Origin of the sequence: Sphingomonas mangrovi, assembly GCF_047975845.1 — a bacterium.
GTDB lineage: Bacteria > Pseudomonadota > Alphaproteobacteria > Sphingomonadales > Sphingomonadaceae > Sphingomonas.
In genome coordinates this window covers 1-14,974 of sequence record NZ_JBIUCZ010000032.1, presented here as the reverse complement: position 1 = coordinate 14,974, position 14,974 = coordinate 1, and the positions used below count along the sequence as shown (strand labels likewise).

At 70.8% G+C, this 14,974-nt stretch carries 16 protein-coding genes; 7 read left to right on the top strand and 9 right to left on the bottom strand.

Translation table 11 applies throughout. The features are described from left to right. Positions 1-13 precede the first annotated feature (13 nt). Genes ACBY01_RS13995 through tgt form a run of 3 tightly spaced genes read right to left on the bottom strand, consistent with a single transcriptional unit; the run spans position 14 to position 4,235 of the window. Positions 14-2,860, bottom strand: coding sequence for a M16 family metallopeptidase (locus tag ACBY01_RS13995; RefSeq protein ID WP_416461531.1), 2,847 nt, complete (start codon positions 2,858-2,860; stop codon positions 14-16). Between the two features lie 23 nt (positions 2,861-2,883). Further along, on the bottom strand, positions 2,884-3,084 hold the full coding sequence (locus ACBY01_RS13990; protein WP_416461530.1) for a hypothetical protein: 201 nt from the start codon (positions 3,082-3,084) through the stop codon (positions 2,884-2,886). After that, positions 3,081-4,235 carry a tRNA guanosine(34) transglycosylase Tgt gene (gene tgt, locus ACBY01_RS13985; protein ID WP_416461529.1) on the bottom strand — a complete coding sequence of 385 codons (1,155 nt, stop codon included), beginning with the start codon at positions 4,233-4,235 and terminating at the stop codon, positions 3,081-3,083. The genes ACBY01_RS13990 and tgt overlap by 4 nt, the downstream gene beginning before the upstream one ends. Positions 4,236-4,357: 122 nt before the next feature. Here tgt and ACBY01_RS13980 point away from each other — a divergent pair, with 122 nt between their 5' ends. Next, positions 4,358-4,519 (top strand): hypothetical protein, encoded by a 162-nt coding sequence (locus ACBY01_RS13980; protein WP_416461528.1) that lies wholly within the window; start codon positions 4,358-4,360, stop codon positions 4,517-4,519. Between the two features lie 133 nt (positions 4,520-4,652). Here the strand turns inward: ACBY01_RS13980 and pgeF are convergent, their stop codons facing one another. Genes pgeF through lgt form a run of 4 tightly spaced genes read right to left on the bottom strand, consistent with a single transcriptional unit; the run spans position 4,653 to position 7,838 of the window. Continuing rightward, on the bottom strand, positions 4,653-5,417 hold the full coding sequence (gene pgeF / locus ACBY01_RS13975) for a peptidoglycan editing factor PgeF (RefSeq protein ID WP_416461527.1): 765 nt from the start codon (positions 5,415-5,417) through the stop codon (positions 4,653-4,655). Next, positions 5,414-5,920 (bottom strand): GNAT family N-acetyltransferase, encoded by a 507-nt coding sequence (locus ACBY01_RS13970; protein ID WP_416461526.1) that lies wholly within the window; start codon positions 5,918-5,920, stop codon positions 5,414-5,416. Before ACBY01_RS13970 ends, pgeF begins: the two co-directional genes overlap by 4 nt. Next, positions 5,917-6,963, bottom strand: a complete 1,047-nt coding sequence (locus ACBY01_RS13965) for a class I SAM-dependent methyltransferase (protein ID WP_416461525.1) — start codon at positions 6,961-6,963, stop codon at positions 5,917-5,919. Before ACBY01_RS13965 ends, ACBY01_RS13970 begins: the two co-directional genes overlap by 4 nt. Then, positions 6,960-7,838 (bottom strand): prolipoprotein diacylglyceryl transferase, encoded by an 879-nt coding sequence (gene lgt / locus ACBY01_RS13960; protein WP_416461524.1) that lies wholly within the window; start codon positions 7,836-7,838, stop codon positions 6,960-6,962. Before lgt ends, ACBY01_RS13965 begins: the two co-directional genes overlap by 4 nt. A 108-nt stretch (positions 7,839-7,946) precedes the next feature. Between lgt and ACBY01_RS13955 the strand changes: the two genes are divergently transcribed. Genes ACBY01_RS13955 through phbB form a run of 3 tightly spaced genes read left to right on the top strand, consistent with a single transcriptional unit; the run spans position 7,947 to position 11,988 of the window. Next, a complete protein-coding gene (locus ACBY01_RS13955) occupies positions 7,947-10,202 on the top strand; it encodes a xanthine dehydrogenase family protein molybdopterin-binding subunit (protein ID WP_416461523.1) in 2,256 nt (751 codons plus the stop codon). After that, complete coding sequence (gene hemH / locus ACBY01_RS13950; protein ID WP_416461522.1) at positions 10,199-11,206, top strand: ferrochelatase; 1,008 nt, start codon at positions 10,199-10,201, stop codon at positions 11,204-11,206. The genes ACBY01_RS13955 and hemH overlap by 4 nt, the downstream gene beginning before the upstream one ends. A 59-nt stretch (positions 11,207-11,265) precedes the next feature. Next, positions 11,266-11,988: an acetoacetyl-CoA reductase gene (gene phbB, locus ACBY01_RS13945; protein ID WP_416461520.1), complete on the top strand. Its 723-nt coding sequence runs from the start codon at positions 11,266-11,268 to the stop codon at positions 11,986-11,988. Positions 11,989-12,072: 84 nt separating this feature from the next. Here phbB and ACBY01_RS13940 read toward each other — a convergent pair whose 3' ends face one another. Beyond that, on the bottom strand, positions 12,073-12,465 hold the full coding sequence (locus ACBY01_RS13940) for a glycine zipper 2TM domain-containing protein (RefSeq protein ID WP_416461519.1): 393 nt from the start codon (positions 12,463-12,465) through the stop codon (positions 12,073-12,075). A gap of 164 nt (positions 12,466-12,629) precedes the next feature. On the opposite strand from ACBY01_RS13940, the gene ACBY01_RS13935 reads away from it, so the two are divergent. After that, positions 12,630-13,625, top strand: a complete 996-nt coding sequence (locus ACBY01_RS13935; RefSeq protein WP_416461517.1) for an esterase-like activity of phytase family protein — start codon at positions 12,630-12,632, stop codon at positions 13,623-13,625. A gap of 8 nt (positions 13,626-13,633) precedes the next feature. Here ACBY01_RS13935 and rpmB read toward each other — a convergent pair whose 3' ends face one another. Continuing rightward, positions 13,634-13,933: a 50S ribosomal protein L28 gene (gene rpmB / locus ACBY01_RS13930; protein WP_416461516.1), complete on the bottom strand. Its 300-nt coding sequence runs from the start codon at positions 13,931-13,933 to the stop codon at positions 13,634-13,636. Positions 13,934-14,115: 182 nt separating this feature from the next. On the opposite strand from rpmB, the gene ACBY01_RS13925 reads away from it, so the two are divergent. Together ACBY01_RS13925 and ACBY01_RS13920 are read left to right on the top strand one after the other, a co-directional pair. Beyond that, positions 14,116-14,334, top strand: coding sequence for a hypothetical protein (locus ACBY01_RS13925; protein WP_416461515.1), 219 nt, complete (start codon positions 14,116-14,118; stop codon positions 14,332-14,334). A gap of 78 nt (positions 14,335-14,412) precedes the next feature. Beyond that, the gene (locus ACBY01_RS13920; protein ID WP_416461564.1) at positions 14,413-14,841 is read left to right on the top strand and encodes a nucleoside deaminase; all 429 of its coding nucleotides are present in this window, start codon (positions 14,413-14,415) and stop codon (positions 14,839-14,841) included. Positions 14,842-14,974: the final 133 nt, after the last annotated feature.

The window sequence follows — 14,974 nt, the reverse complement described above, 5'->3', positions numbered from 1 at the left end:
GCGCCGGCGCCGATCACCGCTTGAGCTTCGGCGTGTCGAGGTCGAGCGCGGCGGCGGGGATCACCTCCGCCTGCGGATAGCGCTGGCGCAGCGCGTCGGCGAACTGCTTGGCGTCGCCGACCACGACGATGCTCGCGCCGGCGGGGTCGAGCACCTTCGCTGCGACCTGCTGCACCGCTTGGGCATCCGCACCCTCGATCTCGGCGAGCGCATGGTCGATCGCATCGACCGGCTGGCCGGCGAGGACATAGGCGCCGAGCTTCCCCGCCAGTCCCTCGCGGGTCTCGACGTCGCGGCCGAAGCCGCCGGCGAGCACCGCCTTGCGCGTCGCCAGTTCGGCGGTGGGCACGGGATCGTTGCCGATGCGGCGCAGCTCGGCGACGATCAGGTCGATCACTTCGGGTGCCGACTCGTTCTTGGTCTGCACGGTCGCGCTGAACGCGCCCACGCCGCGGTTCGCGTCGAGCCCGGCGCGGGCGCCATAGGAGAGGCCGCGCTTGATGCGGATTTCCTGGTTGAGCCGCGACGAGAAGCCGCCGCCCAGCACCGTGCTCGCGAGCCGTGCGGCGGGGAAGCGATCGTCGCCCCTTGCCAGCGCCGCGCGCGACACGACCACCGCCGCCTGGCCGCTGCCGGGCAGGTCGACCACGACGACGCGCGGCGTCTTCGGCAGCGCGGCTTCGACGGACTTGGCGGGAGCGCTGGCGGGCGCCTGCCAATCGCCGAACGACTGCTGGGCGAGCGCCTGGCCTTTGGCGGGGGTGACGTCGCCGACCAGGATCAGCGTTGCGCGGTCCGGGCGCCATGCCTCGTCGTGCGCCGCCACGATCTGTTCGCGGGTGGCGGCGCGGTAGCTCGTCTCGGTGCCGACCCGACCGTAGCGGCTGTCGCCGAACACCGTGCGCGCCGCAACCTTGCCGACGATCGAGCCTGGGTCCGACTGCTCGATCTGCAGCGCGTCGATCCACTGGGTGCGGACGCGCTCGATCTCCTGCGGCGCATAGGCCGGGTTGCGCACCACATCGGCCAGCAGGGTCATCGCCGGGGTGAGGCCGTTGCTGCCGACCACCAGCGAGACCGTATCGCCGTCGTCGCCAGCATGGGTGTCGAGCGAGGCGCCGAGCGACTCGATCTCGGCGGCGATCTGCGTCGCGGAGCGGGTGCGCGTGCCCTCGGTCAGTAGCTCGGTCGCGAACTGGCTCGGCTCCGGGCGGCGCCCGGGCTGCGAGAGTTCGCGCGTGTCGACCACCATCGTGGCGGCGACCAGCGGCAGGCCGGGCTTGGCGACGGTGACGACGCGCAGGCCGTTGGCAAGCCGGGTTTCGGTCCGCGGGGGCAGCGTGGCGGCGACGGGGGCGCCGACGGCGGGGAGCGGCGTGCGCTCGGCCTCCGACGCGACCTGATGCACCGGCACGCCCGGCGGGATCGCGAGCGGTCGGGTTTCGACCGTGGCGGGCACGGTGAGACCGGGGTCGGCCGGGGCGCCGTCTTCCTGCGGCAGATACTGGAGCACCGCCACCTGGTTGTCGCCGAGGTAGCGGCGCGCGACGCGCTGGACGGCGGCGGCATCGACCTTGGCGATGGCGGCGAGCTGGCGGTCGGCCGCGCGCGGGTCGCCGTCGACGATCACGCTGTTGGCGAGCGTGAAGGCACGCCCTTCCGCAGTTTCGCGCCGCGAGAGCGCGGCGGCGAGAATCTCGTTCTTGGCCTCGGCCAGTTCGGCGGCGGTGATCGGCGCGTCGCGCAGCCGCGCGACCTCGCGCTTCAGCCCGGCTTCGACCGCGTTGATGTCCTTGCCGCCCGCGGCGATCGCATACGCCGCGAGCACGCCCGTGTCCTTCTTGCCGTCGAGATAGGTCTCGGCCGACTGGGCGAGTTGGTCGCGATAGACGAGCGACTGGTAGAGTCGCGAGCTGCGGCCGCTCGACAGCACCGCGTTCAGCACCGCCAGCGCAGGCTGGTCGGGGTGGGCGTCGGGCGGGATCTGGTAGCTCAGCACCACGGCCGGCAGCGGCGTGTTCTCGGCATGGACGACGTGGCGGGTCGCCGTGGTGCGTGCCGGCTCCTTGACCGCGACGCGCGGGATCGGTCGGTTCGGCTTGGCGACGGGCGCGAAATATTGGTCGACCCAGCGGTCGAGCTGGGCCGGATCGAAGTTGCCGGCGACCACCAGCACGGCGTTGTCCGGGCGATAGTAGGTCGCGTGGAAGGCGCGGATGTCGTCGATCGTCGCCGCGTCCAGGTCCTCGATGCTGCCGATGCCCGGCCGCGCATAGGGATGGCGGGTGTAGGAGATCATCGGCAGGTAGAAGCCGAACAGCTTGCCATAGGGCTGCGCGAACACGCGGCTGCGCAGTTCCTCCTTCACCACGCCGCGCTCGGAGGCGAAGCTCGTCGGCTCGACCACCAGCGTCGCCATGCGGTCGGCCTCGGCGAACAGCAGCTGCTCGAGATGGTTGGCGGGCACCACCTCGAAATAATTGGTGTAGTCGTCGCCGGTGGAGGCGTTGTTGTAGCCGCCCACGTCCTCGGTCAGCCGGTCGAACGCCTCCGACGGCAGGTTGCGCGTCTGCTTGAACATCAGATGTTCGAACATGTGCGCGAAGCCCGATCGGCCGCGCGGATCGTCCTTCGACCCGACGTCGTACCACACCTGAACCGCGACGTTGGCGGTTCCGGTATCGCGGATCGCATACACGCGTAGCCCGTTCGCCAGCGTCCGCTCGGTATAGGCGAGCGGCGCGACCGGTGCAGGGGCCGGCGGGGTGGCGGTCGCTGCGGGCGGCGTCTGCTGCCGGGCGACGGCGGTGGCGGGAACGAGCGCGGTGGCGAGCAGCAGCGCGGCGCGGATCGGGAGCATCGACGAACCTTTGCGGGCGCGGGTCAGCGCTTGGACCGGGTGCGGTTGGCGTAGAGCAGCGCGGCGGTGAGCGCGGCCGAGCCGATCCCCACGCCGATGCTGATCGGCACCGCCGGCCAGTGCTTGCGCCGGTCGACGGCCGTACCCTCGGCAGCCGCCTCGCGGACGCGCTTGGCTTCCTGGCAGGCGGCTTCGACTTCGTTGATCGGGTGGTGGTCGGTCATGATGTCCTCTCCGGGTTCGAACCCCCGCGTCCGGCATAGCGCGTGCGGAAGTCGTTGGCGAACAGGGATAAGCTGCCTGCGGCGATCGCGGCGCGCAGGTCCGCCATCAGCCGCTGGTAGAACCACAGGTTGTGCTCGGTCATCAGCATCGCGCCCAGGATCTCGCCGGCGCGGACGAGATGGTGGAGGTAGGCACGGCTCCAGCCGGTGCAGCTGGGGCAGGGGCATTCGGGATCGAGCGGCCCGGTGTCCTCGGCGAAGCGCGCGTTGCGGATGTTGATCGGGCCGGAGCGGGTAAACGCCTGGCCGGTGCGGCCCGAACGGGTCGGGAGCACGCAGTCGAACATGTCGACGCCGAGCTCGACCGCGCCGACGATGTCGTCGGGCTTGCCGACGCCCATCAGATAGCGGGGCTTGGCGGCATCGAGCTGGCCGGGTGCATAGTCGAGCACGCCGAACATCGCCTCCTGCCCCTCGCCGACCGCGAGGCCGCCTATCGCATAGCCGTCGAAGCCGATGTCCTTCAGCGCATCGGCCGACTCGCGGCGCAGCGACTCGTCGAGCGCACCCTGCTGGATGCCGAACAGCGCCGCGCCCTCGGCATGGGCGCCGCCCGCATCGAAGCCGGCGCGGCTGCGCTTGGCCCAGCGCATCGAGCGTTCCATCGCGCGCGCCTGCACGTCGCGGGTGGCGGTGGTCGGCACCAGTTCGTCGAACGCCATGACGATGTCCGATCCGAGCAGCCGCTGGATCTCCATCGAGCGTTCGGGGCTGAGCAGGTGGCGCGAGCCGTCGAGGTGGCTCTTGAACTCCACCCCGTCCTCGGAGCGCTTGGTGAGGTCGGACAGGCTCATCACCTGATAGCCGCCGCTGTCGGTCAGGATCGGCCGGTCCCAGCCCATGAAGCCGTGGAGGCCGCCCAGCCGATCGACGCGCTCGGCGCCGGGACGCAGCATTAGGTGATAGGTGTTGCCGAGCAGGATGTCGGCGCCGGCAGCGCGCACGTCGGCGGGTTTGACCGCCTTCACGGTGGCGGCGGTGCCGACCGGCATGAAGGCGGGGGTGCGGATCGTGCCGCGGCGCATCGCGATCTCGCCGGTGCGGGCGCGGCCGTCGGTCGCGTGGATGGTGAAGTCAAAACGGGGGGACATGCCCGCCTGATGCCGCCGCACAAGGCCGCTGTCGAGCCGCCATCGCGGATGGAGTCAGTCCGCGCCCGGGGAGCGGCACGCGGTGCGGTGCGTTGGAGCAGGGTCAGGAAGAGGAACGTGCCATGCCCAATCCATCCACGCCCGGCGACGATGTCGCACCCGGCACCCCCGGCACCGGCGAGAATCTGTGCCCCCGCTGCGGCGGCACCGGCCGGATCGACGGCAGCGAATGCCCCGAGTGCGAAGGCACGGGGAAGGTGATCGAGGGGATCGGCGGCGGGTGAGGGCCGGGGCGACTTAAGCCTGCGTCATCCTGACGGACGTCAGGATCCATTGCCGCAGCGCCGGAGATACACGGGCGCTGCGCGAATGGATGCCAGCTTCCGCTGGCATGACGAAGAAGAAGGGCGCCCGTTGCTACGCCAGCCCGATGATCGCGATCTGCCGGCCATAGTCCGGCTCACCGCGATGGGTCGCTCGGCGGTAGCTGAAGAAGCGCTCCGGATCGGCATAGGTGTCGAGCCCCAGCGCCTCGATCCGCCGCACCCCGGCGCTCGCCAGCCGGTGGACGACATAGGCCTCCAGGTCGAACTGGGCGTGGCCCTCGCGGGTGTCGGTGAAGAAGCGCTCGTTGTCGGGATCGTCGCGAGTGAAGCGTTCGACGAAGCCGCGATCCACCTCGTAGCTCGCGCGGGCGATGCAGGGGCCGACCGCGGCGGCGATCCGATCGCGTCGCGCGCCGAGCATCTCCATCGTGGTGAGCACCGAGTCGGTCACGCCGCCGATCGCGCCCTTCCACCCCGCGTGCGCGGCGCCGACCACCCCGGCTTCCCGGTCGGCGAGCAGCACCGGCGCGCAATCGGCGGTGAGGATGCCGAGCGCGAGCCCGGGTCGGTCGGTCACCAGCGCGTCGGCATGCGGGCGCAGCGCCGCTTCGAAGGGCGCGAGCACCGCGACCGCCTCCGCCGAATGGACCTGGTAGAGCGTCACCAGCTGCGCGCCGGGCAACACCGCCTCGGTCGCGCGACGGCGGTTCTCCGCCACCACCTCCGCCGAATCTTCCGAGCCGAGGCCGACGTTCAGCCCCGCATGGATCCCCTGCGACACGCCGCCGCGCCGGCCGAGGAAGCCGTGCGCGATGCCGTCGAGCGCGCTGCTGCGGAACACGTCGGGGTCGGTCACAGGTCCAGGCTCCAGATGCGGTCGTCGTCGATCTGCTCGCCCACGACGAATTCGTAGCGGCCGACCTCCACGAAGCCGTAGCGCGCATAGAAGCGCTGTGCGCGGTGGTTGTCGACGTAGACGCTCAGCACCAGCCGGTCGGCCCCGCCGGCGCGCGTGGTAGCGATCGCCCAGTCCATCAGCGCGGGGGCGACGCCCGCGCCCTGCCACGGGCCGAGTACGTAGAGCTGGTGCAGCTCGATCGTGCGCGCACCCCAGTCGCCGGGAAACAGCACCGGGCCGAGCTTGGCGAAGCCGGCGATCGCGCCGTCGTCCTCGGCGAGCCGGACCTGGTACGCGGGGTCGGAGAGGTGCGAGGGCAGGCCCTGGTCCCCAAACGTCGCATCGAGGAAGGCGGAGAGGTCTGAGGCGCGATAGAGCGTGCCGAACGTGTCGCAGTAGCAGCGCTTCGCCATTTCGGAGAGCGCCGGACCGTCGCCGGGAACCGCGTCGCGCAGGATCATGCGAACCCCGCCGGGATCGGCCAGCCGGGCGCGGTGACGGCGATCGCCTTGAACAGCTCGCCCATTTTGTCGGGTGCGACGAGCCGCTCGCGATCCTGGGCGATCTGGCCGGCGCGCTCGGGGCTGGCGAGCGAGAGCGTCGCCACGCGCGCGTCGATGCCGAGCGCGGACAGCCACAGGCCCTGGTCGACCGGGCCGTGGGCCTGCGCCTCCTCGACCCGCGCAGCCTCCATCAGCGTGCCGAAATCGACGTGCGCGGTAAGGTCGACTTCGCCGGGCGTGTCGAACGGGTTGGCGAAGCCGTGGTCGCGCACCGCCTGCAGCGTGTCGCCGATCGCGGGGCCGGTGTAGCCATAGTCGGTGACGAGGGCGGTGCCGCCCTGCGCCACCAGCCGCCGCGCGAGCTGGCGCATGACCGACGCGGCGGCGGGGGCGGTCTCGAGGATCGATCCGGGTGCCGCATCGCGCAGCGACGGCGGAATGATCGCGTCGAAGCCGGTGGTGCCGGTGATCGGCAGGAACAGCGTGTCCTGGCAGGCGACCAGCCGCTCGCGCCAGCCCTCGGCGGTCTGCACCAGCTGGCGGATCGGCAGCGCATCGAAGAACTCGTTGGCGACCACCAGCAGTGCGCCGTCTTCGGGCACGCCAACCAGATCGACGTGCCATTCGGCGTGCGGCACGCGCTCCTTCTGCGCGGCGCGCAGCACCGGGCTGGTCTCGACGAAATGAACCGACGGGGTGAGCCCGGCGCTCGCCATCGCCCGCAGCGCGTCGGCGGCCAGGGTGCCGCGGCCCGGTCCGAGCTCGACGTAGCGCGCTGGCGGGCGACCGGCACGGTCCCACGCGTCGGCGAGCGCGAGGCCGATCAGCTCGCCGAACATCTGGCTCACTTCCGGCGCAGTGGTGAAATCGCCCTGCGCGCCGATCGGGTCGCGCGTCGCATAATAATGCGCATTGGCCGCGCCCATGAACTGCGACAGCGGGATCGGCCCGCCGAGCGTGATCGCGCGAGCGAGCCGATCGGGAAGCGCGCCTTCGTTCAAGCCACGCTCTCCGTGCCGGCGATCGGTTCGACGCGCTGGCGGCGGCCCTTGGCGGTCACGATCAGGTAGATGCCGCCCGCGATCATCGGCAGCGTCAGCCACTGGCCCATGTGCAGCCCGGTCTGGCGCGCGAACTCCATCAGCTGCTCGTCCGCCTCGCGGAAGAACTCGACGAAGAAGCGGCTGCATCCGTAGCCGAGCAGGAACCACCCGACGAGCTTGCCGGGCTGGTAGCGCGCCTGGGTGCGCCAGAACAGGAACCACAGCAGCAGGCCGAGCGCGATGCCCTCCAGCCCCGCTTCGTAGAGCTGGCTGGGGTGGCGCGCCGGGTCGAGCCCGCCGGCGACGGTGTGCGGGAAGACGATGCCCCACGCCACGTCGGTCGGCTTGCCCCACAGCTCGCCGTTCACGAAGTTGGCGAGGCGGCCGAAGAACAGCCCGAACGGGGCGCAGCAAGCGACGTAGTCGTGGATGCGCAGCCAATTGAGCTTGTGCTTGCGCGCCATCAGCATGATGCCGATCGAGGTGCCGACGACGCCGCCGTGGAACGACATGCCGCCGTCCCACAGCCGCAGGATGCGCCACGGATCGGACCACATGTCCTCGCCGTAGAACAGCACATAGCCGATCCGCCCGCCCAGGATGATGCCGAGCGTCGCATAGAAGACCATGTCGTCGGCGTGGCGCCGCGCCATCGGCGCACCCGGCTGGGCGAGCAGCTTGAGCAGATACCACCAGCCGACCAGGATGCCCGCCAGATAGGCGAGCGAATACCATTTGAGCGTGAAGAAGCCGAGGTCGAGCGCGACGGGGTCGAGCCCCAACTGGTCGAACCGGATATGGCCGCCCGCGGCGGCTAGCGTCGAGAGGATCAAGTCGGGGCTCCGGAAGTCTGTGCGCCGCTGGTACGCCGCCCGCCGCCAAAACCCAAGCGCCGAAGCGGGCGCTGGCGCGGCGCGGACCCGGGCGATAGAGCGCGGTGCATGGCATCGCATCCAGATACGGCAGCGTCGCGAACGGGGGTGAGCCGGCGGAGGCTGCTGGTCGGCGGTGCGGCCGGCGTGGGGCTGGTGGTCGGCTGGGCGCTGTGGCCGCGCGACTATGGCGTCAACCTGACCGCGGCCGAGGGCGAGACGATCCTCGGCCCGTGGATCAAGATCGGCGCCGACGGTCAGGTCACCGTCGCGGTGCCGCAGGCGGAGACCGGGCAGGGGGTGTTCACCGCGCTGCCGCAGATCGTCGCCGACGAACTGGGCGCCGACTGGCGCACGGTCGCGGTCGAACCGGCGCCGATCAACCCGCTCTACGCCAACGATCTCGCGGCATCGGTGCTGTTCGACGCGGCGTTCGGCCCGTTGCCGGACGCGCTGCGCCGTCGCCACGTCCGCGCGGAGGCGCTGATGCTCACGGGTGCGTCGACCTCGGTGCGCGCGTTCGAGAGCGACCTGCGTCAGGCGGGTGCCGCGGCGCGCGTGCTGCTGTGCAAGGCGGCGGCGCGGCGCTGGGGTGGCGACTGGCAGGCGTGCACCACCGTCGACGGCTTCGTCGCGCTGGGCGGGCAGCGCGAGCGCTTCGGCGTGCTCGCCGCCGAGGCCGCGGACGAGACGCTGCCGGGCGGCGAACTGCCGCTGCGCGGCGGCGACGAAAAGCGGCTGACCGGCGAACCGCTGCCGCGGCTCGACTCTCCGGCCAAGGTCGACGGTAGCGCCAATTTCGCCGGCGACATCCGGCTGCTGGGCATGGTGTTCGCGGCAATCCGTCAGGCGCCGATCGGCGACAGCCGGCTGGTCCGCGTCGACCGCGCCGCCGCCGACCGCATTCGCGGCGTCTCCGCGGTGATCGAGAACCCGCGCTGGGTCGCTGCGGTGGCGGAGACCTGGTGGGCGGCCAATCGCGCGCTCGACGCGCTGGCGCCGCGCTTCGAGACGACGAGCGCGCTGGTCGATAGCGACACGATCGAGGCTGCGCTGGATGCCGCGCTCGACGGCGACGGCACCCGCATGGCGCACGTCGGCGACCTCGCCGCCACCTTCAAGGACGCGCAGGTGGTGACCGCCGACTATCGGGTCGGTGCGGCGCTCCATGCCGCGATCGAGCCGACCACCGCCACCGCCGCGTGGCGTGACGGGCGGCTGAGCCTGTGGATGCCGACGCAGGCGCCCGCGCTCGCCCGGGCGTCGGCGGCGCGCGTGCTGGGGATCGGCGAGGATCGCGTCGTGCTGCACCCGACGATCGCCGGCGGCAGCTTCGGCGCGGCGCTCGAGCATCAGGTCGCCGAACAGGCGGCGCTGCTCGCGCAGCGGCTGGAAAAGCCGGTGCAGCTCACCTGGTCGCGCAGCGAGACGTGCCTGCACGACCGCTATCGCCCGCCCGCCGCCGCGCGGATGACCGCGCGGCTGGGAAAGAACGGTGCGGTCGCCGGCTGGCTCGGCAAGATCGCCGCGCCCGAGGTCGGCCGCGAACTGTCGCAGCGGCTGCTCGCCGGCGACACCACGGCGCAGGCGGCGGTGCTGCTGCCACACGGCGGCGACAGCCTCGCGGTGGAGGGCGCGGTGCCGGCCTATGCCATCCCGGCGCTGGCGATCGACCATCATCCCGCCGAGATCGGCGTGCCCGTGGGCTATTGGCGATCGGGCGCGCACAGCTACACCGCCTTCTTCAACGAATGCTTCGTCGACGAGCTCGCGCATGTCGCGGGCATCGAGGCGCATTCGTTCCGTATCGCCATGCTGGGCGACAACCCGCGGCTGGCGCGCTGCCTGTCGACGGTGGCGACGCTCGGCGGCTGGCAGGGCGGCATCCCGGGAAGCGGGCAGGGGCTCGCCTGCCACCAGATGCGCGGATCCTACATCGCCGTGCTCGCCGAGGCACGGGTGGGCGCGGACCAGCGCGTCCGGGTCGACCGGCTGGTCGCGGCGGTCGACTGCGGGCGGCAGATCAACCCGGAACTGGTGCTGCAGCAGATCGAGGGCGGGCTGATGTTCGGCATGGCCGCGGCGATCGGCGCCTCGACGGGCTTCACCGACAATCTCGCCGACGTGCGGAGCTTCGGCGCGATGCGGCTTCCGACGCTCGCCGACACGCCCGAGGTGATGGTGGAGGTGATCCGCAGCGACGAGGAACCGGGCGGGGTGAGCGAGCTCGCCGTGCCGCCGGTCGCCCCCGCGATCGCCAACGCGATCATGGCCGCAACCGGCGTTCGCCTTCGCCGGCTTCCGCTGCTACCGGGCGAAGAATGACGCGGCCCCCCGACCATCCTCCGATTCCGACGCCGCGCGTCGGCGTGCTGCTGATCAACCTCGGCACCCCCGATGCGCCCGAGCCGGCCGCGGTGAAGCGCTACCTGGGCGAGTTCCTGTCCGACCGCCGGGTGGTCGAGTTGCCGCCGATCGCGTGGCAGCCGATCCTGCGCGGGATCATCCTGACGACGCGGCCCAAGAAGTCGGCGCACGCCTATAGCCAGGTGTGGACGGAGGCGGGATCGCCGCTTGCCGCGGTTACGCGCGCGCAGGCCGAAGGTCTGAAGGGGGCGTTCGGGCCCGAGGTGCTGGTCAACTGGGGGATGCGTTACGGCAATCCGGCGATCGGCGACCGGCTGCGCGCGATGAAGGCGGCCGGCTGCGAGCGCATCCTGCTCGCGCCGCTCTACCCGCAATATTGCGCAGCAACGACCGCCACCGCCAACGACAAGGCGTTCGCGGCGCTCGCCGCAATGCGCTGGCAACCGGCGATCCGGACGCTGCCACCCTACTACGACGATCCCGCCTATATCGGCGCGCTGGCCGAGACCGTCCGCGAGGATCTGGCGAAGCTGCCGTTCGTCCCCGACGCGGTGGTGGCGAGTTTCCACGGCATGCCGCAGCGGACGCTGGAGCTCGGCGATCCCTACCACTGCCACTGCCAGAAGACCGGGCGGCTGCTGTCGGAGGCGTTGGGAATCGAGCTGGTGGTGGCGTTCCAGTCCCGCTTCGGCCGCGCGAAGTGGCTGGGGCCCGCGACCGACGAGACGCTGGAGGCGTTGGCGAAGGCCGGCAAGCGCCGCGTGGCGATCGTCGCGCCGGGCTTTTCGGCGGATTGCGTCGAGACGCTGGAGGAACTGGCGATCCGCGGACGCGAGAGTTTCGAGGCCGCCGGCGGCACCGACTTCGCCTATCTCCCCTGCCTCAATGCAGAGCAGGCAGGACTGGCAATGCTGCGCAGCATCGTCTTGCGGGAGCTTGCAGGCTGGGTGCCTGCCGAATAGCCTGCGGGTGGGGAGCGAGCGGTCGAGGACGACCGCCAAGCGCATGGAGAGGAACGACAATGGCACGGGTAGCAATCGTAACCGGCGGCACGCGCGGCATCGGCGAGGCGATCAGCCTCGCGCTCAAGGATGCCGGCATGACGGTCGCCGCCAACTATGCCGGCAATGAGGAAAAGGCGAAGGCGTTCACCGAGCGCACCGGCATCCCGGCGTTCCGCTGGGACGTGGGCGATTTCGAGGCCACCCAGAAGGGCGTGGCCGAGGTCGAGGCGGCGTTGGGGCCGGTCGACGCGGTGATCAACAACGCCGGCATCACCCGCGACGGCACGATCCTGAAGATGTCCTACGAGATGTGGGAAGACGTGATCCGCACCAACCTGGGCGGCTGCTTCAACATGGCGAAGGCGGTGTTCCCGGGGATGCGCGAGCGCAAGTGGGGCCGGATCGTCAACATCGGCTCGATCAACGGCCAGGCCGGCCAATACGGCCAGGTCAACTATGCCGCCGCCAAGTCCGGCATCCACGGCTTCACCAAGGCGCTGGCGCAGGAGGGTGCGCGCTTCGGCGTGACGGTCAACGCCATCGCGCCTGGCTATATCGATACCGAGATGGTCGCGGCGGTGCCTGCCGACGTGCTGGAGAAGATCGTCGCCAAGATCCCGGTCGGCCGGCTGGGCCAGGCGAGCGAGATCGCCCGCGGCGTCGCCTTCCTCTGTTCGGAAGAAGCCGGCTTCGTCACCGGATCGACGCTGTCGATCAACGGCGGCCAGCACATGTACTGAGGCCGGAGCGCCTCGACGAAAAAAAGGGCCGGTCCATCGCTGGACCGGCCCCGGGCTCCCGATACGCAACAGGGGAGCTGGATCTTAGCGGCAGCGGCGCGGGCTGTCCGAGCGGTCGATCGCGCGGCCTGCGACCGCACCCACCGCGCCGCCGAGCACCGTACCGAGCAGCCGGTCGCCGCGACCCGCGACCTGGTTGCCGAGCAGACCGCCCGCGACCGCGCCGATCACCGTGCCACCGTCGCCATTGTCGCAGCGGCGATAGTTGCGGCTGTTGTAGTGGCGGCGGTCGTAGCCGCGATAATCCCGATAGCCGCGGTCGCGACGGTCGTAGCCACGATCGTAGTTGCGGTAGCCGCGATCATAATGACGATCGCCATAATATCCGCGGCTCTGCGCGGCGGCCGGAGCGGCCGGGACCAGCGCGGTGAGACCCATGGCGAGGGCAGCGCCGGCGAGAGAAAGCTTCTTGAACATCGATCGTCTCCCAACTCGTATTCTTGCCTCAGCGGCGGGATTGCCCGTCGTCGATGAAGCCTTTCTGCCCGAGTCGCCTTGAGCCGACCCTGAATGCGCCCGTTATCCGCCGTTCAGGTGCGCCGGGGGTGTCGCGAACCGCGAACGGCCCCTAGGAGCGGCGAATGCGTATCGTTTCCGTGGTGCTCCTGACGCTGGCTCTGGTGCCGAGCTGGACGGGCACCGTCCCCCGGCAGGTCCTGGGCAAGCACGCCGATGTCGCGGCGACGCCGGTGCCGCTGCGGGCAGGAGATCCAGCGAACCGGCGGCTGGGCGCACTGACCTATTTGGGCGGCGTGCGGCTCACGAGCCGCGACCCCGCATTCGGCGGCTTTTCGGCGATGCGCGTCGAGGGTGACCGTGTCACGCTGCTCAGCGACTATGGCTCGGTCGTGCGGTTCCGCATCGACGGGAAGTGGCGCGTGTCGGCGCCCGAGTTCCTGACGCTTCCCGGCGGTCCGGGGACCGGCTGGGAGAAGCGCGACCGCGACAGCGAATCGCTGGCGGTCGATCCGGCGACCGGGCAGCTGTGGGTCGGGTTCGAACGTGCCAACGCGATCTGGCGCTATTCCGCGGACTTCGCGCGCGTCGAGCGGCATGTCGTGCCGAAGGCGATGGCCAAATGGCCAAGCGCGAAGGGAGCCGAGGCGATGGTGCGGCTGCGCTCAGGCGCGTTCCTGGTGTTCAGCGAAGGGGCGGGCAAGGGCCGACCGGGCAGGGGCCTCGATGCGATTCGCTTCGAAGGCGACGCGACCGAGCATCCCGACCGCGGCTTCCATTTCCGCTATCTGCCGCCGTCCGGCACTTCGCCGACGGACGTGGTCGAGCTGGCCGACGGGCGGCTGATCGTGCTGCACCGCGCCGCCTCGCTGGGCGAAGGGTTCACCGCGATCGTCTCGCTGGTGGATGCGCGGGCGATTCGCCCCGGCGCGCTGGTCGAGGGGCGCCAGATCGCCCGGCTGGCGGGCGAGGTGATCCACGACAATTACGAGGCGCTGGCCGTCACGTACGAAAACGACGCGCCCATCCTGTGGATCGCGTCGGACGACAATCAGATGTGGTTCGAGCAGTCGCTGCTCTTGAAGTTCCGGCTGGACCTTCCGCCCGAAGGCGGAAGGTAACCGGGCAATCAGGCTGCCTGCGTTGCCGCGGCGGCCTTCTTGGCGATCTCGCGCTTCAGGCGACGGACGCGCAGCGACAGGTCGGCGTCCTTGGTCTTCAGCAGCCAGTTGTCGAGGCCGCCGACGTGCTCGACCGAGCGCAGGCCGTGCGTCGAGACGCGCAGCTTCACGCCACGCTCCAGCGTGTCCGACAGCAGCGTCACGTTCTGCAGGTTGGGCAGGAAGGTACGCTTGGTCTTGTTGTTGGCGTGGGAAACGTTGTTGCCCACCTGCCGGCCCTTGCCGGTCAGCTCGCAAATGCGCGACATGCTTTGGTTCCTGGTTACGGCAATGGTCGGGACAAACGCCCCGGGAAAGTCGGCGCTACTAGCGAGCGAGCCGCGCTTCGTCAACCGCGTCGGGCCGGGCCGCCGCTGCCGTACGTGCAACCCCCCGCCGCTTGCGGGCGTTATTCCGCCAGCGAATCCTTTTTGGCAACCGGGGAAATCACATGCGCGCACTCCTTTTCATCGTCGGCCTGGCCGTCCTCGTCCTGATCGGCGCGATGATGCTCGGCCTGGTCAGCATCGACATGGTCCGCCCCGGCGCCGTGCAGACGCCGAAGTTCGAGGCGGACGTCGGCCGCGTCGACGTGGGCACGGAGAACCGCACCGTGCAGGTCCCGACGATCGACATCGAGCGCGCCGACAATACCCAGACGGCGCAGTAACGATCTCGGCCCCGCGCGCTGGCATCGGCCGGCGGCGCGGGGCATGAGGCCGCGATGGCCTTTCCGCTTCCCGAACCGATGCGCCTCGCGCTCGACGCCGCGCGCGGTGCGGCGGCGGCGGGCGAGGTGCCGGTCGGCGCGGTGCTGCTCCACCACGGGCGCGTGCTGGCCATCGCCGGCAATGCTCCGCGCGAACTCTGCGACCCGACGGCGCATGCCGAGATGCGCGTGATTCGCGAGGCCGCGGCAGTGCTGGGGCGCGAGCGGCTGGAGGATTGCGACCTGTGGGTGACGCTGGAGCCCTGCGCGATGTGCGCCGGGGCGATCGCCCATGCCCGCATCGCCCGGCTCTATTATGCCGCACCCGATCCGAAGGGCGGGGCGGTGGAGCATGGGCCGCGATTCTTCGCGCAACCGACCTGCCACCATCGCCCGGAAATCTACTCCGGTATCGGCGAGCGCGAGGGCGCGGCGTTGTTGCGAAATTTCTTCGCGGGGCGGCGGTGAGGGGGATGCCTCTTCGTCATCCTGACGAAGGTCAGGATGTGGATTCACATTCGAAGTGCAACAGTTGGAACGCCTCGGCGGGGGTACGGAAGCCGAGGCACTTTCTGGGGGTGTTGTTGTAGGCGCGCGCGAC

Bases quoted from the DNA above. Each gene is read 5' to 3' on its own strand.
- ACBY01_RS13995 (WP_416461531.1), bottom strand. From the start codon at position 2,860: ATGCTCCCGATCCGCGCCGCGCTGCTGCTCGCCACCGCGCTCGTTCCC.
- ACBY01_RS13990 (WP_416461530.1), bottom strand. From the start codon at position 3,084: ATGACCGACCACCACCCGATCAACGAAGTCGAAGCCGCCTGCCAGGAA.
- tgt (WP_416461529.1), bottom strand. From the start codon at position 4,235: ATGTCCCCCCGTTTTGACTTCACCATCCACGCGACCGACGGCCGCGCC.
- ACBY01_RS13980 (WP_416461528.1), top strand. From the start codon at position 4,358: ATGCCCAATCCATCCACGCCCGGCGACGATGTCGCACCCGGCACCCCC.
- ACBY01_RS13970 (WP_416461526.1), bottom strand. From the start codon at position 5,920: ATGATCCTGCGCGACGCGGTTCCCGGCGACGGTCCGGCGCTCTCCGAA.
- ACBY01_RS13955 (WP_416461523.1), top strand. From the start codon at position 7,947: ATGGCATCGCATCCAGATACGGCAGCGTCGCGAACGGGGGTGAGCCGG.
- hemH (WP_416461522.1), top strand. From the start codon at position 10,199: ATGACGCGGCCCCCCGACCATCCTCCGATTCCGACGCCGCGCGTCGGC.
- phbB (WP_416461520.1), top strand. From the start codon at position 11,266: ATGGCACGGGTAGCAATCGTAACCGGCGGCACGCGCGGCATCGGCGAG.
- ACBY01_RS13940 (WP_416461519.1), bottom strand. From the start codon at position 12,465: ATGTTCAAGAAGCTTTCTCTCGCCGGCGCTGCCCTCGCCATGGGTCTC.
- ACBY01_RS13935 (WP_416461517.1), top strand. From the start codon at position 12,630: ATGCGTATCGTTTCCGTGGTGCTCCTGACGCTGGCTCTGGTGCCGAGC.
- rpmB (WP_416461516.1), bottom strand. From the start codon at position 13,933: ATGTCGCGCATTTGCGAGCTGACCGGCAAGGGCCGGCAGGTGGGCAAC.
- ACBY01_RS13925 (WP_416461515.1), top strand. From the start codon at position 14,116: ATGCGCGCACTCCTTTTCATCGTCGGCCTGGCCGTCCTCGTCCTGATC.
- ACBY01_RS13920 (WP_416461564.1), top strand. From the start codon at position 14,413: ATGCGCCTCGCGCTCGACGCCGCGCGCGGTGCGGCGGCGGCGGGCGAG.